Origin of the sequence: Collinsella sp. HCP3S3_E5, from assembly GCF_052067635.1 — a bacterium.
In the GTDB taxonomy this organism is placed as follows: Bacteria; Actinomycetota; Coriobacteriia; order Coriobacteriales; family Coriobacteriaceae; genus Collinsella.
This window is the reverse complement of the sequence record NZ_JBQHQF010000016.1, coordinates 14,908-34,607: the sequence shown is the minus strand read 5'-3', so window position 1 is coordinate 34,607 and position 19,700 is coordinate 14,908. Positions and strand designations below refer to the sequence as shown.

The following is a 19,700-nucleotide window of genomic DNA, read 5'->3' as shown; positions in this document are numbered from 1 at the left end:
CGACGCTTTTGCCACACGTTGCCGCGCAGCCACAACATGTGCATTTATCAGTCAAAAATAGTTGAGATTTTTTTCACATGCTTTTACCTGCGGAGATATCGGCTCGTCAAGCAATTGGTTAGTTATTGGGCAAGTTGCGGCTGATACGGTCGGCATCGACAGCCAAACCAATAGGAGTTTTGGCCCCAGAGCAGGGAGGTTTCCATGGCATATTACTGGCCCCAATACGGTTTCGCCATCGAAGTCGATGACGACCCCTATCTCTTGCCTTTCGACGAAGATGCATTTCCAGGTACGGAGGTCTACCACGTCACCACCGATGTGATCTGCGACCCCGAGTCGTTCTCGGCGCTCGCCCACCACATCGCGCGTATCCACAACATCGAGCTCCCTCACGACTTCGACGAGCTCATCTACTCGCGCCGCCTGATGCTTCACATGCTCTTTGGAGCGGACCCGTCCACGTTCGCACGTGTCTACACCACCAAGGACGCCGCATGAGTGCGAAGAAGCCGCCCCGCCTTGCAGGACTGGGGCGTCGCAAGAAACTCGTCGTTGTCTGCCTGGCTGTCGTCTGCGCCCTCATCGCCGTAGGGCTATACGCCTGGCAGTCGCAGCCCGTGCCCGAAGCGGGCGCCTCAGTCACGACGGCAGAAGGTAAATCGCGCCAAGAAATCCAGGATGAGCTCGACGCCATCGTCCGCGACAACATGATGACGATCTCGGTCGCGCCGGTCGCACAGTTGCAGGAAGGCGGCAAGTTGCGCGTCAACGTGCAAAACGTCCAAGACAACAAGTTTCCCCAGCGCTTCCGCGTGATTCAAAACGACGAGACCATCTATGAGTCCGGTGTGGTCGAAGCCGGCAAGACGGTTGAGACCTGCCCCGCCGGCGATATCCAAGAAGGCGAGGCATATATCGAGATTCAGGCACTCGATGCCAAGACCTACGACACCCACGGCAATCCGACGCGCGTCAAAGTGCGGGTGGCACAGGCAGAAGGCTAGTGGCCGACGCGCTCGCAGGGGCAGCACCCTGTCCCCATTCGTCCAACCATCACGGAAACAGTCCGTGACGAGCAGAAAGGATCGATTATGAACACACCCATGAACCTGAGCGGAGCCAGGGCACTCGCCGTGGGCGCAGGGCTTACGCTCGCACTTGCGATGGGCGCCGCGCCAACGGCGGCCATGGCAGAGGTGCGCGTTGGAACCACCGATGTGACGGTGAAGGCCGACATTAGCAATGTTTCGTTTAAGGCGCCAACGGTCATCCCCTTTGCCGCCAAAGCCGACGGAACGCTTGTAGGACCCTCCGACAATACGATTACCATCGACAACCTCTCGGCATACGGCATCCACGTCACCAACATGAAGGTCACGGCCAAGAACGACTGGACAATCGTTGCAGACGCAAAGACGGGCTCGGCCCAGAACTCCATCGATTTTAAGGTTGGCCCCGATAAGGCAGAAAAGGATGCCAGCTCGGTGACTCAGACTACGGGCCTCGATCTTTCCAAAGACGCAAGCTTCGACATGAAGTACAAGGACATTGCCGACGGAACGGACAAAATTAGGCTCAATGTGAGTGGCCACGTCGCCCGCGTCACGCGTGACATCTACCACGCCACCGGTACGGGAGATCAAGTGGCAAGCATCACCTGGACGGTCGAACCCGGTGCGCACGCCACGTCCTAAGGCGATTGCACTGGCCGCCATCGTCGGCATCTTGGCGTCCGCACCCGCAATGCCTTTGCTCAACAAGAGCAAACGCAGGCGGCCACAGAAGTGACCGTCGATCTTTCGGGCCTTAATCGCGGCAGCCGTCACGAGCCGCTCGTCCAGACGAGCGACACCCGGCAACTCATTGCGGTAGGCGTCGCCACGGTGGGAGCAGGACTGACGTGCCTTGGCCTGCACATCAAACGCAACCAATAGCCAAGCACGACCGGAGTACGCGGAATAAATAGGAGAACCATGGCACCCAAAAACCTTTTGCCCGTTGCCGCGCTCTGCAGCGCACTGGCGAGCGGTACGCCTCTCGCCGCTTGGGCGACGCCCGCCACGGCAAGCTCCTTACCGCAAGCTCCTTACCGCAAGCTCTGAACCCCGCGTCGAATTCGTCGGGTATCGTCGCCTGCCAACGTTTTTCGCTCGCACATGCCACGGTCCGAACCTCGGGATGCCTTCACCGCAATACGGTCGACTCGATAGTCGTGGATATCAATCGACCGGACAAGGAGAGCGGCCCCCGGACAGGTTGCGCCGTCTGCACATGGAAATCGGCTGCAGTCGACGCCGATGGCGACCCATGCGACTTAGAGCTGCGCATCGATATTGTCTCGGTCGATGACTCGGCGAACGGGGCAAAAGTCGTCTTCGACAGCGCGGCCCATGAAGAAGAAGGGGGTGTATGCCTGGGCTGCGTTCCCTCGAATGTCGATGGCGCGCAGCCCATCATCTCCTTTACGGCGTCGCTGCGGCTGACCAAGGCGGACACCGAAGCCATCGCAACGGGAGATGCGCCTTTGCTGTTCTACGCTGGCGACGCGGACGACCAAAAGGCTCAAAGCACCAGGCAGAAGGGCTCGCTTAACCTCACGCGCGGATCAGAACCCGCCCCCATCAATATCGATGCCCAGGCGCCGGGCGTGCAGCGCATTCTCACCGATCCGGCGCTGCTCCAAATGACATGGCACGGAGTGGGGTCCGTCGAGATTGCCGCTCCTATATCGAGCGATAATGACAAATCCCCCAAAGACGAGGTCGCAGACGCACCGGCACATGTTGACGATGCATCATCAGAAGACAACGCTGCGGTTCCTCTCGAGAAGCCAAGCGGAAGCGCCACCGAACTAGGCGATTCCCAACCGAAAGACGGCCTGGACTTTGCCGCTCCCCCAGGTGTCGACGAAGGCAACTGTTGCATGATGGTCGCGCTCGACCACACGGAAACCGTCGATGCTGCAAGCATTGAGCCAGTCGCTGCCAATGCGCCCCGCCGCAAAAATATCCTCATCGCATTCCCCAATACCGTCTTTTTGCCTTCGGGCGAAGTCGTCGCGCCTACGGCACTTACAGCAGTGGGAGCAAAGAGCGCATCGAACGATATCCAAGCTATCTCGGCACTTGATGCCACAACGACCGCCAAGTTACACCTTTATTCCGTTGCAGCAGACGGAACGCGAACCGAAGAATTCGACGGAACCAAGCTTTTGGTTCCTCGTCGCATCGGTATCCAAGAAGACGTCCCCTATCAAATGGAACTTGAAGGGTTCGATCGCGCACGAGATGCCGACATCATTGCCGCAGCCATCGAATCCCCACAGCACCTCATAACGCTGCGCTTCGACTTTAGCCCCATCCTGTCCTAGACCGCTAACCGCCGCTTGGCTCGGATACTGAGCGCCCCCTCCCCGTTCTGCTACGATTGCCGCGTTGGCATCAATTACAGGAGGGTCCATGCCGGGTTTAGGAACGATCATCAACGTCGCGCTTTTGATCGCGGGCGGTCTGCTTGGCCTTATGGGTGGGCGCTTCATTACGCCTCGCATCCAAGACACGCTCATGAAGGCGTCGGGGTTGTGTGTTCTGTTTATCGGCCTGGGCGGCACCATGCAAAAGATGCTCGTTATCGATGGAGAGGCGTTGGCGACCACCGGCACCACCATGCTTATCGTCTCATTTGCCCTCGGTTCGCTCATCGGCGAGGCCATCAACCTGGAGGCCGCCATCGAGAACCTCGGCGAATGGCTCAAGCGCAAAACCGGCAGCGAAGGCGACAACGAGTTCACCAACGCCTTTGTCTCGGCATCGCTCACCGTGTGTATCGGTGCCATGGCCATCGTAGGATCGATTCAGGACGGTCTGCTCGGCGACTGGTCCACGCTTGCCCTGAAGGGCGCGCTGGACTGCATCATCGTCTGCACCATGACGGCCTCGCTTGGCCGCGGCTGCATCTTCTCGGCCCTGCCCGTTGCCGTATTCCAGGGCACGATCACGCTTTTTGCCGGCGCACTCTCCCCCATCATGACCACCGCAGCCCTCGACAGCCTTTCGCTTGTGGGCTCTATGCTCATCTTCTGTGTTGGGGTTAACCTTATTCGACCTCAGACCTTCCGCACGGCCAACATGCTCCCCTCCGTCGTCGTGGCGGTCATCTACGCCCTCTTGTTCTAAATCTATCTACGTAGCGGTTTCTCGAACACCTGTTTGATGCTGTGCTATGATATGAGGTCACCGAAGCTGCGTTAGGAGAGGAGAAGCGGTGGCCGACCAGGACGTCAAGATGCTCATCGAGCGCATTATGGCCGAGGCCCGGACCCATCAGTCCGCCCGCTTCTCAAACGAAATCTATGCTGACGAGCCGATTCTCAAGACCGGTCGACAGATGCAGAACTTCCTCCCCGACCAGTACCGCAAGATGCGCGAGATATCGCGCTGGCAAGATGATCCCAAAGGCGGCGCGGGACGTTGGCTATCGGAGGCGGAGCTCTTTTACCGCCAAGGCCTGCTGATGGCCGACTTCGAGGACGATTGTCCCTACAACGGCACCTTTAAGTCGTACTTTCCCACCTACAATGCCATGAGCGATCGACAGTTGCGCGGCTACTTTACCTGGCGTGCCCAAGTGCGCCGCGGAACTGTCGAGGAAACGTCTACGTCCTTTGCCTTCCTGTATCTCTATGAGCTGATCTGCGGCATTGGCGTAGATGACCCACTCGATGGCTTTAGCAAGATCAAGGCCTTTTGGAATGCCTATCGTGCCTTCGAGCCCGGCATCGACCGGTTTGCACGCGTGTGGTTGCAAGATTACGCCGTTTTCCACGGGCTCGACCCCAAACTGCTTCGCGACTCTAAAACCGTCATGTTCGATAACGCCCTTATCGAGCTGCGGCGCGCGGCTCGAGACCTTGCATCTGCACCGACGCCGCCGGACCTGGCGCCTGCGCGTCGCAAGACCTCCGAGCCTACGCTCCCCCTCCCGCCCGACGAGGCGGGCGAGGAGCGACTCATGGCCGCTATCAACGCCCTCTCCACGTATAACCTCGATAACTCTAGACTCGATCGCAGCCACCATCGCGACCTACGCCACGTGGCATGTGCCGTGTACGTCCGCATGGCGCGCTACTATGACACGCATCGAAAGACCGGTATCGTGGCGAGCTTGTTTGGGGAGGAGACGGCCATGCCTTATACCATGTTTGCCTCGGCCGTGTTCTTTGCGCCCGAGCGCCACGAGGACTGCGAATACCGTCTTGACCCCATCCATATCTACCGCTGCCAAAATGGTTTTTGGGAATGCATGCGAATTCACGGCAGCAGGCAAAAGAGCAGCAAGCTTGGTGAGATGATGCGCGCCTGCGACCAACGTCTGCGCCTGGCCCTAGCCCCCGCCCACCCCCTGAAGGAGGAAAAGGTCCCCAAATATCTGGCCAAAATCATCGATGACGAGATCGTGGCATGGCTTTCGTGGGATGCCGCACACCAGCCCGTCAAGATCGATATCGATTTGAGCCAGCTGGGGCACATTCGGAGCGCCGCCGCGCAAACGCGTGAAGCGCTTTTGATTGATGAGGAGCGCGAGGACGGCACGCCCGTGGAAGCCGAGGCAACGCTTATCGAGCAGCCGGGCCGCGAGTCTGCGCCCGGCATGACTGCCGAACCTGGCGAGATGACCATTCAGCAAGACGAACCCGACAAGCCGACTGCCTCCGCCGAAGAGTTTGGCGTCATGGCACCGCTCCTCGTGCCTGCGCCCGCACCCGTAACGCCCGCGTCTGCCGAAGCTACGAACAAACTCGCGCCCGCCGAAGATGCCTTTCTTCGCGCGCTCCTCGAGCAAAACACAGCGCAAGCGACATCGGCAGTGGAGAGGTCGGGCCAGAGCGAGGATATGCTCGTCGACAGCATCAACGAGACGCTCTTTGACCTGGTGGGAGACACCGTTATCGAGTTCGGCGCGGCAGGACCGCAAATTATCGAGGATTACGAAGCAGACGTGAGAGGATACCTAGACCATGAGTGATACCGCATCCGCAGCACCCCGCGTGCCCAAGCGCGTCGCTGCCGTCATTCTCAACTCACTCAAGGGCGGTGTGGTCCCGCGCATCGGCCTTCCCTATATCACCGTAGGGCGCGAGGTCGAGATCCGCGCCCTGCTCACCGATTTGAGTCTCATCGCCGACGGTGGCGCGAGCTTCCGGTTTCTGGTCGGTCGCTACGGCGCAGGCAAGAGCTTTTTGCTCCAGACCATCCGCACGCACGCCATGGGCGAGGGGTTCGTCGTCGCCGATGCCGACCTGTCGCCCGAGCGCCGCCTGCAGGGCGGTCAGGGGCAGGGCCTTGCCACCTACCGTGAGCTCATCCGCAACATATCGACCAAGACGCGCCCCGAGGGCGGTGCGCTCAACCTTATTCTGGATCGCTGGGTCGCCTCGTGTGCCGACGTCGACGAGTCGGTCGTCAATGCCCAACTGGCCCCGCTCGAGGAGATGGTCCACGGCTTCGACTTCGCCCGCATGCTCCGCCGCTACCGCACGGCCGTATCCGAGGGCGATGAAGAGGCCATGAGCCGCGTAACCAAATGGATCCGCGGCGAATACCGCACCAAGAGCGAGGCTCGCGCCGAACTGGGTTCCTCAACCATCATCAGCGATGACGACTGGTACGACTACGTTAAACTCATTGCGCGCTTTTTGGTCTGCAGCGGCTACAAGGGCATGCTGGTGCTCATCGACGAACTCGTGAATCTGTATAAGATTCCCAACGCGATCACGCGCCAATACAACTACGAGAAGATCCTGACCATGTACAATGACACGCTCCAGGGCAAGGCGCAGTACCTGGGCATGATCATGGGCGGCACGCCAACCTCCATCGAAGACCGCCGCCGCGGCGTGTTCTCCTACGAGGCCCTGCGCAGCCGACTCGCTCAGGGCCGCTTTGCACGCGAGGACCTTAAGGACATGCTCGCGCCCATCATCCGTCTGCAGCCACTCACCTACGAAGAGTTGCTGGTGCTGATCGAAAAACTCATGCAAATTCACGCCGGCTACTTTGGCTGGACGCCCACGCTTACCGAGAGCGACCTGGTGGACTTCCTCAAGATTGAGTTCGGTCGCGTGGGAGCCGACACGCATCTGACGCCGCGCGAAGTCATTCGTGACTTTATCGAGCTGCTCGACATCCTATGCCAAAACCCCGACGCCAACGTGGCCGAGCTGCTGCAAAGCGTCGGCGGTGACGCGCCAGCAGCCGCAACAGACGACACCGGCACCGCAGGCGCCGACCGCAACTTCGCCGAATTCGCCATCTAACCTGCCAAAAAGGGACAGGTTTATTTTGGCAGGTTTTATCTGGGCAAACATTGAAGCAGTCATGCAGCAAGCCACTGCCCGCCGCGTTGAGAGATTCGCTTTTGAAAGGAGGCCCCGTGAACGCCTTTGACCGCTACGCCCCGTTTATCCAAGACTTCATCTACTCCCACGATTGGGAGAGTCTCCGCTCCATTCAGGTTGCGGCGGCAGATGCCATCTTTAACACACAAGACAATGTGCTCCTGACGGCATCCACGGCTTCCGGCAAAACCGAGGCGGCCTTCTTTCCCATCCTGACCGAGTTTTGGGAGAAGCCGCCCGCGAGCGTGGGCGCCCTCTACATCGGCCCCCTCAAGGCGCTCATCAATGATCAGTTCGTCCGCCTTAACGACCTCTGCGAAGAGGCCGATATCCCTGTCTGGCACTGGCATGGCGATGTCTCGCAGTCGCACAAGGCTAAGCTCATCAAAAAGCCGAGCGGCATCTTGCAGATTACGCCCGAGTCACTCGAGGCGCTCCTGATCCATAAGCACATGGCGATCCCGCGCATGTTTTGCGACCTGCGCTATGTGGTCATCGACGAGGTCCACTCGCTCATGCGCGGCGACCGTGGCGGGCAGACGCTCTGCCTTATCGAGCGACTCTCGCGCATGGCCGGCGTGCAGCCTCGACGCATTGGCCTTTCGGCCACCATCGGCGACCCCGAGCGCACGGGCGCTTTTCTCTCACAGGGAACGGGACGTGACTGCGTTATCCCCCGTTTTGAGGAACCGCGCCGCGTATGGCGCATCTCCATGGAGCACTTCTATAACTCGGGTCCCCAGGCACAGCAGCGGGGATTCGAGAGCATGGGTCCTCAAGAGGCCGAAGTGCTTGCCTCCGAGCGCATTGAGGCAGCGGCACCCACGGCGCTGCCGGCCGACACCCAAGGCATGAGCCACAGCGGACAGCCCACACAGGAGGAGCGCCGTCAACGTCGCGAACGGGCACAGGGTAAGGCTAGCTCCGGGAACCGCTGCACTTCTTCGGCCCCCGAGGGCGAAGTCGACATCCCCCGGGCCGCCGAGCAAGCGCTCCTCAACCCCACCGACACCGCACCCGACAACGCCGATCCCGGCATGGGCTATATCTTCGAACACACCCGCGGGCGCAAGTGTCTGGTCTTTGCCAACTCGCGCGAGGAGGCAGAGGCCGTATGTTCCATGCTGCGCAGCTACTGCGAGAGCCGACACGAGCCTGACCGTTTCCTCATCCATCACGGCAATCTTTCGGCATCGTTGCGCGAGACGGCAGAAGAGCTCATGCGCGATGAAGAGCAGGCACAGACGACCGTCACCACCTCTACGCTTGAGCTTGGCATCGATATCGGCCGTCTGGAGCGTGCATTTCAGATCGATGCGCCATTTACCGTCAGTTCCTTTTTGCAGCGAATGGGCCGCACGGGACGCCGCGACCTTCCGCCCGAGATGTGGTTTGTCATGCGCGAGGAAGAACCCGAGCCGCGCACGATGATGCCCGAAACCATTCCGTGGAAGCTCCTGCAGGGCATCGCACTCGTACAACTCTATCGCGAGGAAAAGTGGGTCGAGCCGCCCGAGCTCGATCGACTCCCCTACAGTCTGCTCTATCACCAGACTATGTCGACGCTTGCCAGCACCGGAGAGCTCACGCCGGCAGAACTTGCCCAGCGCGTGCTCACGCTCAGTTATTTCCACCGCGTCTCAGCCGATGACTATCGCGTGCTGCTGCGTCACCTCATTAAGATCGACCATATCCAGGTCACCGAGGGCGGCGGGCTCATCGTGGGCCTCGCGGGCGAGCGCATCATCAACAATTTTAAGTTCTACGCCGTGTTCCAGGAAAACGAGGAGTTCACCGTCCGCAGCGAGTCGGCCGAGCTGGGCACGATCGTCAATCCCCCACCGCCCGGTGAACGCATCGCCATCGCCGGGCACTGCTGGATTGTCGAGGAAGTGGACTGGAAGCGCCATACCGTCTTTGCCACGCAGGTCAAGGGCCGTGTGCCGGCTTACTTTGGCGATTGCCCCGGCGACATCAACACGCATGTACTCGAGCGCATGCGTAAAGCGCTCAACGAACATGCCGCGTATCCATACCTTATGGGTAACGCGCGAGCCCGTCTGGCGCAGGCTCGCCATACGGCCGAGATTTCGGGTGCGGGCACTAGGCCGCTCATTAACCTGGGCGGCGACACCTGGGTGCTCTTCCCCTGGCTGGGCAGCTATGCCTTTTTGGCGCTCGAGCGCATGCTCAAGATTAAATGTGCCGCGGAGCTGGGCCTTCGCGGACTCGACCCGTCGCGCCCGTACTTTATGCAGTTTAAGATGAAGGCCGACGAAGAGACGTTCTTTGAGGTACTCGCCGCCGAGGCCGAGAAGGACTTCGATCCCATCGAGCTCGTCTATCCCGGCGAGGTGCCTTACTTTGATCGTTACGATGAGTTCGTTCCCGAAGAGCTCGTGCGTAAGGGCTTTGCCGAAGGCGTGCTCGACATAGAGGGTATGAAGCAGCGTGTCCGCAGCTGGCGCGACCACGCATAAAACGGGGCTGACTATATGAGCAGTCAATTTGGGACGGGGCTATTTTAGCTGCCCTTGCAGGTAAAGCGAAAGGTTTGTCCGATTAGTGGCAGGGATAGCTAAAATAGCCCCGTCCCAAATTGACTGCTCCCGATGTGGAGCGAGCCGGCATCCGAAAGCAGCTAAAAAGCCCCGTCCCAGAAAGACTGGTCGCAGAAAGACGCGCTAGTCGTGAAGGACGGCGCCGAGGAAGTCGGCGTCAAAGGGCACGGCTTCGGCAAAGGCATAGTTCCCGTCGCTGGCGATGAGCAGGTAGTTTTCCTCGCCGCCGAACTCTGTATCGCCACAGGGGACCACCCAGGCGTGGGCGAATACCTCGAGTGCCGTGGCAGCGCAGTCGCGCAGGAACGTTACATCGCTCCCCTCGTTTGCGCTCACGATATTGGCAACGTAGATACCCCCGGGGTTCAGGCTGCCCCGCACTAAACGCAACGCCTCAACCGTCGCCAGCTCGCGTACGGGCTCGGCACCGCCAAAGCAATCGCTCACGACCACGTCGTAGCGACGATGGCCCACGCTCGTCACACCCAGATACGAGCGAGCCTCAGCGGTTATCACCCGCAGGCGATCGCCCGCCGCGCGCTCTAGCTCGTCTAGGTAGAACCAGCGGCGCGCCAGGCGCGTAATCTCTCCGTCATACTCGATAACGTCCATGCGCAGGCCCTCATGCGACATCAGCGCAAATTTGGGATAGGCAAACCCGCCGCCACCTAGCATAAGCATACGGCTGATACCGTGACCATAAACGTCACGCATCGCATCCTCGGCCTCAAACACGTCGTCAAACGCGCGATAATACGCAAAGACGGGCTGCGCCCAGCGCTCGCCGACGTAACTCGCGCTTTGGTAGACACCGCCTTGCACCAATACGCGGACTTCATCGCCGCCCTCATCGTGCACGCGTTTCACACGCGCCAACCCATTGCGGGTTCGCGCAACCTGCAGACAGGCAGCACGAACAGCGACAGCGGCCGCACCAAGCGCCGCGGCTCCCAGAGCAACGCCGGCAACAACGCCGGCAGAAACACTCGGCTTGTTCATTTAGAGCTCCTTTTGCAGATAGAGTCCATGGTCGTAAAAACCCAAATGGCGATAGTACTCGCGTGTGCCAATCGAGCTGATCACGTTGATGCGCGCATAACCCGCATCCCGGGCAATCTCGCACGCACGCTCCACCAGCGACCGCCCCAGTCCATGATGCTGCGCCGCCTGGCCCTGGTCGCCCACGCGCGCCGCCATGCCGTACACGTGCACCTCGCGAATCATCGCCTCGTCCGGCGTCGTCGGCAACTCGTCCGCATGCGCGGCAACAAACGAATGGTCGGGCAGCGACAGGCGCAAAAAGCCCGCAATCTTGCCCTGCGGCGTCACCCACTGCAAAAAGCGCTCGTGCGTCACCGGCGTCTCGTACGCTACATCCTCGTCAAGGGTCAGCTCATCCAAGTCGGCACCCGCCGTGCTGATCTCGCGATAGCGAATCTCACGCACCGTCGCACCGTCACCCCGAGCAGCCAGGCGGTTCTCTACGAGCTGACGCAGGTTGGGCTTCTTGTTGCCCACCATAATGTCGTCGGAGCTAAAATCGCGGATCATGCGGCTGATACGGCAGAACGGCGGCGTCACCACGATGTCATCGGCTAGCACGTCGAGCAGCTCCTCCTCGGTATAGGGGCGCCACTCGCCGCGCTCGTAACAGCCCACCAGACGCGAGCCCTCGATGAGCGCGCACGGGTAGACCTTGACCTCGTCGGGCATAAAGGCCCCCTCGGTCATAAAGCGCTCGTAGTCGCGCTTGTCCCCCTCGGGTGTGGCACCCAGCAAGTTGAGCATAAAATGCGCGTGGATCTTAAAGCCAAACAGGCGCGCAAGCGAAAACGCCCGCTCGATTTGCCCCACCAAAATGCGACGCTCGTTGATATCGAGCAGGTACTGGTCGAGGCTCTGGATGCCCATCTGGATCTTGGTGCAGCCCAGGCGGCGGATGAGCGTAAGCGCCTGCGGCGTTACGGCATCGGGGCGCGTCTCGATAACGAGTCCCACCACGCGATGCTTCGCCGTCTCGTTGATGCGCTGCTGACGCTCGAGCTCCTCCATCGTTGCCGTCTGCCACTCGGTGACCTCGCCCCACGGCGTACCGGGGCCGTACAGACGACGCACCGCACGGTTATAGCCGCCCACGGCAGCATCCACACGCTCCTGCTCGTCGGCAACGCCGGCAGCGAGCTCGGCCTCGTCTGTCGCAATGCCGGCAGCCCGATAGCGCTCGCGGCGCTCCGCTACCACCGGCGGCAGGGCATCGGCGGGTGCATCGTCGAGCAGACGCCCCGCCTCGGCACGGCTGATGCCCGGACGCGCCAACATGGGGTTGGCCGCTACGCCGGCGACGGCATCGTCATTGAGCGCACGGAAAAGCTCCGACATAAACCATGTCTGATACCCTTGCGGATAGTCGCTCCAGGTGCCACCGAGCACAATGAGCTCAATCTTATCGGTCGCATGCCCCATCTGCGAAAGCGCGGTCAGACGAGCGCTCACCTGCAGATACGGATCGAAGCAATTTTGCTCCGCACGGGCGCACGCGGGCTCGGCATGCAAATAGCTTTTGGGCATACGCAGGTCGTTGGGGCAAAACAGGCAATCGCCCGAGCACGGCCACGGCTTGGTGATGACGGTAATGGTCGCTACGCCCGAAGCCGTGCGGCGCGGCTTCATGCGTAGCACCTGCAGCAGTTGACGTTCCAGATCGGAATCGACATTCCACGCAGCCCACCGAGCCGGATCCTCACGTTTAACCCGCTGGTAGAACGGCAGCAGACGGCGCTTGGCCAGATTGCGCTTGTCGGCACCCTCACGGCGTGCCTCGGCATGTATCAGTTTGACGAGCGCCTTGTCGTCTACGGTCTCGCCGCGACGCAGGGCCTCAAGTATGTTCAAGATAATCTGTTCCATGCCCCCATTGTAAAGGCAAAGGCGCCGGAGCCCGTCACGGCCCCGGCGCCTCCATCAAAGAGCACGCCTATATGTACCGATCTCCGAAAACCGCATGTCACTCCGGATCAAACGACATGTCACCCGAACCGACCTCAAAACGATACGTGGCAGACTTATCCCCGTTGTCGAATTCAAGATTCAAAATGGTCTCGCCGTCGTAGCCAAGCGGAAGGAAATCGCTCTCGAAGTCGCCGCTGCCCAAGGTGACGCTCGCCTTAAAGCCCGTCGAGTTCGGAACCGTCATCTCCACATCGCCCGAGCCCACACTCACGTCCATCGACTTCGCGGGGGCCTGGTAAAGCTCGAACGTCACATCGCCCGAACCCACCTCAGCGCTGAGCGCATCAGTCACGCTGCCCGAAAACTCTACATCTCCCGCACCCAGGAAAAGGTCGAAACCATCACAGATGACACCGGCAATCTGCAGATCACCCGAGCCCACGTGCGCGTTGACTCCCTTCAGATGTTCGGCAACACGGCGTGGCAGCTCAACCGTAACTGAGCGATCGATTGCCTTACCGTCATCACTTCCAAACTGAGAAACCTTGAGCGTCGAGTCCTCGACGGATGCGATGTTTTGCGTCGCGGCCTTGGAGGCATCCATACCCTCGGCAACGCGCCCCCGCTCTATAACGCGAGCCTTGTTGCCATCAACAACCTTGACGTCCACCGAAGCCGCATTGATATCGAAATCGAGGTAGCGGAACTCATCGGCATCAAAGGTCGTGCTCGAAAGCTGCTGAGGCCGAGCGGAATAGTTACCACCATCCAAAAGATCGTCCTCGTCAAACATATCGTCAAAATCAGACAAATGGCCAGATAGAATACCGGTCGTACGCACCATATCGGAATGAGCCAATAGCCGCGAAATGCCAAAGACAAGCCCAATGATGAGTACAAACGCTCCGACGCCAACGCCCAAGCGTACCTTGGATTCATGCGAAAGCTTCATCATTCATCACCCTCTTTGGCAATCGGCTCAGCGGTGGTCGCGGTAGCCACGTCAGTATCAACCGCAGCGGAAACATTCCGAGCCCTAGCCGTCACCGACGCCGGACCAACCTGAATATCACCGCGCGCCCAATCGCCATCGAGCGCACGCGCCACCCAGTGATAGATGGGAATCGTAAAGAAGATCAGCGCAGCAAAGGGGCCGGCGCCAAACGGGAACATCAGCAAAAAGAACAGTAGCCAGCACACGGCCCAATACGGGAACGACTGGAACGGGCCCTTCACCGGAGTCGAGCCAACTGTGCCGCCACTCGTCGCCTGCGCCGTAGCAGCATTGGCGGCCTGCGCACTCCAGCTTGCCGCTTGCGCCGCCTTGGCCGCAGCATCACTCGCCTGTGTTGCCGCCTCGGTGGCACGTGCCGCCGCCTCATGGGTGCGTGCGCGCTCTGCCGCCTCGGCCTCGCGCTGGCGGGCGCGGTCCTCGTTCTCAAACTCGATATCGTCCTCGATCTCATCGCTCGGATTGAGCAGCTCGTCCAGGCTCACGCCATAGAGCTTGGCGAGCGAGATCAGGTTCTCGGTATCGGGCGAGCTCTCCGCGCGCTCCCATTTACTGACCGCCTGGCGCGACAGCCCCAGCTTTCGCGCCAGCCCTTCTTGGCTAAAGCCTTTGCTGCGGCGAAGGTCGGCGAGCCGCTGCGCAGTTTCTACATTCATGGTTCCTCCTATGTGATGCCAGCCGTGCCGCCGGACCGTTTTTGTTCTTAAGGCGCCTTGCACAGTTAAAAATCTATCCGCCACCGCCAAAAGCATGCCACCTATTCTAGTGAGATTTTTGACAACCGGCGGTTGCGGGCACATATGAGCTGCGGAAATGTGTCCAAACAAAGCAATGGCACCTAGCCCGGTTGTCCCCGTTGCGGCGTTAACGGTAGTATGGTCGTACTGTTAATTCCGCACCGCCAACGGAGGGAGTTCCGCGCCGTGAACCGCGATTTCGCCTCATCGCTCATCCAGCTCAACAACACGTTCTATCGCGAGCACTCCGCCTCCTTTTCCGATACGCGTCAGGCCCCGTGGCCCGGCTGGGTGCGCACTATGGACATCGCGCTCGAGCAGCTCGACGTCGCCACAATCGAGCATCCCGTCCGCGTCTTCGATCTCGCCTGCGGCAATATGCGATTCGAGAACTTTGCCGCCGGCGGCGCACTTGCCGCCAAGGGCGTCGACGGCGCAAACTCCTCGGCAGATGCCAGCTGCCCGTTTGAGTTCTATGGCGTCGACTCGTGCCAAGACCTGGCTATCGATGCGCACGGTCACGCCCTGCGCATTCCCAACCTGCACTTCCAGGAACTCGACGTGCTCGATGCCCTCATGAAGCTCAACCCCGCCGAGACACCCGACGTGCTTTTCGACGCCCCGCTCGCCGATATCTCGGTCTGTTTTGGCTTTATGCACCACGTGCCGTCGTGCGAATACCGCGTGCGCGTGCTCGACGCCCTGGTGCGCCAGACGCGCCCGGGCGGCATCATCGCCATTAGCTTTTGGGAGTTTATGAACGACGAGCGCATGGCGCGCAAGGCCGTTCGAGCCGAGGCCCGCGCCGAGCTCACCCCGCCGTTTGAGGGTTACGATTCCGCGCAGTTTGAAGCCGGCGACCACCTCATTGGCTGGCAAAACGACCGCCATGCTTACCGCTATTGCCACCACTTTGACGATCAGCAGATCACCGACTTGGTGCGCGGCGTGCGCACGTTCTACAAGAGCGGAGAGGTCCCCGTACGCGAGCTTGAGCGCTTCCATGCCGACGGTCGCAGTGGCGAGCTCAACCGCTACGTGATTCTCAAGCGCCTGTAGGCGCCGACGACTCGCCGTCGAGCCGCACCGCGTCTTTCGGGCAAGCTATGCCTACCCTTTTTTCAACCCATTGATGGAACGCGCAGCTATGCGTTCCATACTTATGACCAAGGAGCCTCATGGGAGCCGTCCACGTTCGCACGCCTAAGAACTTTGTGCTCGAAGAGCGCCTGGAGCGCTACGCCGATGCGATTGAGACGAACCCTGAAATCTATGCCGGAGATTGGCGCGAGGCCTGTGCGCCCGCAGGCAGCAAGTCTTTCGAACACCTTCACCTGGATCTTGGCTGCGGCAAGGGAACGTACCTTGTAGAGCGCGCGGCCCACGAGCCAAACACGCTCTTTATCGGCATGGACCAGGAGCCCATCTGCATCGCCTATGCCGCACAGAAAATCTGCGAGCAGGAACTGACCAACGCACTCGTCCTGCCCCGAGGCGCCGCATTGTTGCCGCAGCTGTTTGCCACAGGCGAGCTCGATGCCATCACCATCAACTTTCCCACGCCGCAGCCTAAGGCCAAGTACGCCAAAAAACGACTCGTCCATGTCGACCATCTGATGCTCTACCGCCCGCTTTTTTCAGCCGGCGCCACCGTCACGCTGCGCACCGACAGCAAGCCATTGCGCGACTACGCCCTGGGGCAGTTTGCCGCGGCCGGCTACGACACACTTTGGGTAAGTGACGACGTTCGCCGCGACCATCCCGAGCATCCCGAGACCGAATACGAGCGCCGCACGCGCGAGATGGGTGCCGCCGTCTATGGCATTTGCGCCACTCCCGACGCGCTGCCCAGCGACGAACAGCTCACGGCGGGGCGCGCGCAGGAGCAAAGCCTTGCGTGCTACCTGCCCGACAATCTCGATGAGCTCACCTACGTGCCCCTCGGCATGGAAGAGGCCGTCGAGAACTTTAAAAACCGCGCCCGCAAGGGCAAGAAGCGCTTACCGCAGGAGTCCCAGGGGCCTCTGATGGTCGCGGCTTCGGCAAACAAGCGCAAATAGGCGCCAGCAAATGACCCTCAAATCTAAGTGAGTAGACTTTATTGCAATAGCCAAGCACAACCCACGTAACCAATAATAAAACCGCAGGTAGAGCCTTTGCGCAAAAGCCATGTGCTCGCGATATTGCAAAAAGTCTACTCACTTAGTTGGCAACTGCACCAAACAGCTGGGCAGAACGCCCATTTCCTGCATTTTCTTGCCTGCGAACGCATCGATGCGACGCTACGCCATAATAGTTGGCGGACAATCGCGAGAGAAAGCAAACACATGGCACAGACCACGACAGATACCGCCGCCAGCACCGTCTCCGGTGCCGGCGCCGCCAGCTCGTTCTCGGGCGGCACGGGAACCGAAGCCGAGTTTGGCTCGCTCGGCGCGCTCTCTCCCACCTGGTGGGAGCCCGAGGACGGCAGCGAGCCCGAACCATGGCTCACGCCCGATCAGGCCTTCGAACGCTTCTTTGAATGGACGAGCGACCGTGGCATTGAGCTGTGGGATCACCAAGAAGAGGCCCTCATGGACCTAGCCGCCGGCGATCACGTCATTTTAGGCACACCGACCGGATCGGGTAAATCGCTCGTCGCGCTGGGCATGCTCTTTATGGGCATGGCTCAGGGCAAGCGCTGCTATTACACGGCCCCCATCAAAGCCCTGGTCAGCGAGAAGTTCTTCGACCTGGTACAGGTACTCGGCCGCGATAACGTCGGCATGATCACCGGCGATACGCATATCAATACCAAGGCGCCCGTCATCTGCTGCACGGCCGAAATCCTTGCCAACGGTGCGCTGCGCGAGGGCGAGGGCGCCGACGTGGGCTGCGTCGCCATGGACGAGTTCCACTACTTTGCCGACCCCGACCGCGGCTGGGCCTGGCAGGTACCGCTGCTCACCCTGCCCCACACGCAGTTTATGCTCATGAGCGCCACGCTCGGCGATGTCACCGCCATCGCCGCCTCGCTCGAGGAGCACACCGGCGCTGCTTGCGACTTGGTTGTCGATGCCCCGCGTCCTGTTCCGCTGAGCTACGACTATGTGACGACCTCCCTCGAGGGCACGGTCGAGCTCGCCATGCGCCGTGGCGAGGCCCCGCTCTATATCGTGCACTTTAGCCAGGATGCCGCCCTTGCGACGGCACAGTCGCTCGCCAATTTTGGCATCGCCAGCAAGGAGCAGCGCGAAGCCATCAAAGAAGCGGCAAAGGGAACGAGCTTCTCCACGGCCTTTGGCAAGATTCTCAAGCGCCTGCTTGGATGCGGCGTCGGCGTGCACCATGCTGGCATGTTGCCGCGCTATCGCCTGCTGGTCGAGCGCTTGGCGCAGCAGGGCCTGCTGCCCGTCATCTGCGGTACCGATACGCTCGGCGTCGGCATCAACGTACCCATCCACACCGTGGTGCTCACCGCGCTCACCAAGTTCGATGGTTACAAAATGCGTCGTCTGCGCGCCCGAGAGTTCCATCAAATTGCCGGTCGCGCCGGTCGCTCGGGCTTCGATACCGAGGGCATGGTAATCGCCGAGGCACCCGAGCACGAAATCGAGAATGCCAAGCTTATGGCCAAGGCGGGCGACGACCCCAAAAAACTCCGTAAGATTAAAAAGAAAAAGGCCCCCGAGGGCTTTGTCTCCTGGAACAAGCAAACTTTTGAGCGCCTGATCGAGACGCAACCCGAAACACTCAAGCCACGCCTGCGCATCACGCACTCTATGGTGATTAGCGTGGTCGAGCAGGGCGGCAATGCCCGAGCCCGCGTACATGACCTCATCGAGACAAGCCTGCAGACCCCCGAAGAGAAGGCCAAGCTCGAGGTTCGCGCCGACGAGATCTTCGCCACGCTCATCGACTCCGGCGTCGTCGTGCGCACCGAGGTGCCGCCCGCACCCGACGCTCCGGCTGACGCCGAGCCGGACATCGACTACGCGCTGACGGTCGACCTGCCCGAGGACTTTGCGCTCGACCAGCCGCTCTCGCCGTTTTTGCTTGCCGCGCTGGAGCTGCTCGACCCCGAAAGTGAGACCTATACCATGGACCTCATTTCGATGGTCGAGGCCACACTCGAGGACCCCAAGCAGGTATTGCGCGCACAGGAGCGCGCCGCACGCGATCGCGCTATGGCCGAGATGAAGGCCGACGGCATCGAGTATGAGGAACGCTTGGAGCGCATTCAAGACGTCACGTACGAAAAGCCGCTCGAGGATTTGCTCGACGCCGCTTTTGACAAGTACTGCCAGGAAGTGCCCTGGGCAAACGACTACCAGCTCTCTCCCAAGAGTGTCCTGCGCGATATGCTGGAAAGCGCGAGCGATTTTAAGGGTTACATTCAAAAGCTCGGCATCGCCCGCTCCGAGGGCATTTTGCTTCGCTACCTGGCAGAGGCCTACCGTTCGCTCGACCGCACCGTACCCATCGAGAAGCGCGACGAGCGCCTGCGCGACATTATCTCGTGGCTGGGCTTTGTGGTGCGCTCGGTGGACTCGAGCCTGGTGGACGAGTGGGAGAACGCCGGCAACCCGGCAGCCCTCAATGCCGCGCCGCCACAGGGCATCGACGAGGTCGTGGCGGACCGCCGCGGCTGCACGCTGCTGGTGCGCAACGCGCTCTTTCGCCGCGTGACCCTTGCCGCCCGTGAGCACGTTCGCGACCTGGGCGAGCTCGACAACGACTGGGGCATGAGCGAGATCCGCTGGCAAAAGGCCCTCGATGCCTACCATGAGCTGCACGAGGAAATCCTCACCGACGGAGATGCCCGCAGCGCCGCGATGTTTTCCATCGATGAGTCCGACGAGAAGACCGCGCACGTATGGCACGTGCACCAGATCTTTGCCGACGAGGACGGCGACCACGACTTTGGCATCATGGGCGATGTCGATCTGGACGCCACGCAAGACGGCGGTGAAGTCATCTTCAAAAACTACCGCGTCGGCTTTATCGAAGACCTGCTCGAGGACTAGTCGAACATACTGGAACGAAACGAAGCGGGGCCG

General features: G+C 60.6%; 16 protein-coding genes. 12 read left to right on the top strand and 4 right to left on the bottom strand.

Features of this window, described 5'->3' with window-relative positions; all coding sequences use genetic code 11:
• Positions 1-204 precede the first annotated feature (204 nt).
• From ACTM82_RS06275 to ACTM82_RS06235, 9 genes are all read left to right on the top strand, one after another.
• Positions 205-501, top strand: coding sequence for a hypothetical protein (locus ACTM82_RS06275; protein WP_154517147.1), 297 nt, complete (start codon positions 205-207; stop codon positions 499-501).
• A complete protein-coding gene (locus ACTM82_RS06270) occupies positions 498-1,007 on the top strand; it encodes a hypothetical protein (protein WP_427719604.1) in 510 nt (169 codons plus the stop codon). Before ACTM82_RS06275 ends, ACTM82_RS06270 begins: the two co-directional genes overlap by 4 nt.
• An 87-nt stretch (positions 1,008-1,094) precedes the next feature.
• Entirely contained in the window at positions 1,095-1,697 is a 603-nt protein-coding gene (locus ACTM82_RS06265; RefSeq protein WP_441055180.1) for a hypothetical protein, read from the top strand.
• Between the two features lie 279 nt (positions 1,698-1,976).
• Positions 1,977-2,105: a hypothetical protein gene (locus tag ACTM82_RS06260; protein WP_427794193.1), complete on the top strand. Its 129-nt coding sequence runs from the start codon at positions 1,977-1,979 to the stop codon at positions 2,103-2,105.
• 110 nt (positions 2,106-2,215) lie between these two features.
• A complete protein-coding gene (locus tag ACTM82_RS06255) occupies positions 2,216-3,373 on the top strand; it encodes a hypothetical protein (RefSeq protein WP_441055182.1) in 1,158 nt (385 codons plus the stop codon).
• Positions 3,374-3,461: 88 nt separating this feature from the next.
• A complete protein-coding gene (locus ACTM82_RS06250) occupies positions 3,462-4,178 on the top strand; it encodes a DUF554 domain-containing protein (protein WP_154517132.1) in 717 nt (238 codons plus the stop codon).
• An 88-nt stretch (positions 4,179-4,266) separates the two neighbouring features.
• On the top strand, positions 4,267-6,027 hold the full coding sequence (locus ACTM82_RS06245) for a TerB N-terminal domain-containing protein (protein WP_441055184.1): 1,761 nt from the start codon (positions 4,267-4,269) through the stop codon (positions 6,025-6,027).
• Positions 6,020-7,318, top strand: a complete 1,299-nt coding sequence (locus tag ACTM82_RS06240; protein WP_441042131.1) for an ATP-binding protein — start codon at positions 6,020-6,022, stop codon at positions 7,316-7,318. Before ACTM82_RS06245 ends, ACTM82_RS06240 begins: the two co-directional genes overlap by 8 nt.
• Before the next feature lie 116 nt (positions 7,319-7,434).
• Complete coding sequence (locus ACTM82_RS06235) at positions 7,435-9,879, top strand: DEAD/DEAH box helicase (protein ID WP_441055186.1); 2,445 nt, start codon at positions 7,435-7,437, stop codon at positions 9,877-9,879.
• 204 nt (positions 9,880-10,083) lie between these two features.
• Here ACTM82_RS06235 and ACTM82_RS06230 read toward each other — a convergent pair whose 3' ends face one another.
• From ACTM82_RS06230 to ACTM82_RS06215, 4 genes are all read right to left on the bottom strand, one after another.
• Positions 10,084-10,959 (bottom strand): spermidine synthase, encoded by an 876-nt coding sequence (locus ACTM82_RS06230; protein WP_441055188.1) that lies wholly within the window; start codon positions 10,957-10,959, stop codon positions 10,084-10,086.
• A complete protein-coding gene (locus tag ACTM82_RS06225) occupies positions 10,960-12,867 on the bottom strand; it encodes an elongator complex protein 3 (RefSeq protein ID WP_441055190.1) in 1,908 nt (635 codons plus the stop codon).
• Between the two features lie 97 nt (positions 12,868-12,964).
• Complete coding sequence (locus tag ACTM82_RS06220) at positions 12,965-13,861, bottom strand: DUF4097 family beta strand repeat-containing protein (protein WP_441055192.1); 897 nt, start codon at positions 13,859-13,861, stop codon at positions 12,965-12,967.
• Positions 13,861-14,577 (bottom strand): helix-turn-helix domain-containing protein, encoded by a 717-nt coding sequence (locus tag ACTM82_RS06215; protein ID WP_441055194.1) that lies wholly within the window; start codon positions 14,575-14,577, stop codon positions 13,861-13,863. Before ACTM82_RS06215 ends, ACTM82_RS06220 begins: the two co-directional genes overlap by 1 nt.
• Positions 14,578-14,844: 267 nt before the next feature.
• Between ACTM82_RS06215 and ACTM82_RS06210 the strand changes: the two genes are divergently transcribed.
• From ACTM82_RS06210 to ACTM82_RS06200, 3 genes are all read left to right on the top strand, one after another.
• Positions 14,845-15,717 (top strand): class I SAM-dependent methyltransferase, encoded by an 873-nt coding sequence (locus tag ACTM82_RS06210; RefSeq protein WP_441055196.1) that lies wholly within the window; start codon positions 14,845-14,847, stop codon positions 15,715-15,717.
• A gap of 119 nt (positions 15,718-15,836) precedes the next feature.
• Positions 15,837-16,718 (top strand): tRNA (guanine(46)-N(7))-methyltransferase TrmB, encoded by an 882-nt coding sequence (trmB, locus tag ACTM82_RS06205; RefSeq protein WP_441055198.1) that lies wholly within the window; start codon positions 15,837-15,839, stop codon positions 16,716-16,718.
• Positions 16,719-16,985: 267 nt separating this feature from the next.
• Complete coding sequence (locus ACTM82_RS06200; protein ID WP_441055200.1) at positions 16,986-19,667, top strand: DEAD/DEAH box helicase; 2,682 nt, start codon at positions 16,986-16,988, stop codon at positions 19,665-19,667.
• The last annotated feature ends 33 nt before the right edge of the window (positions 19,668-19,700 follow it).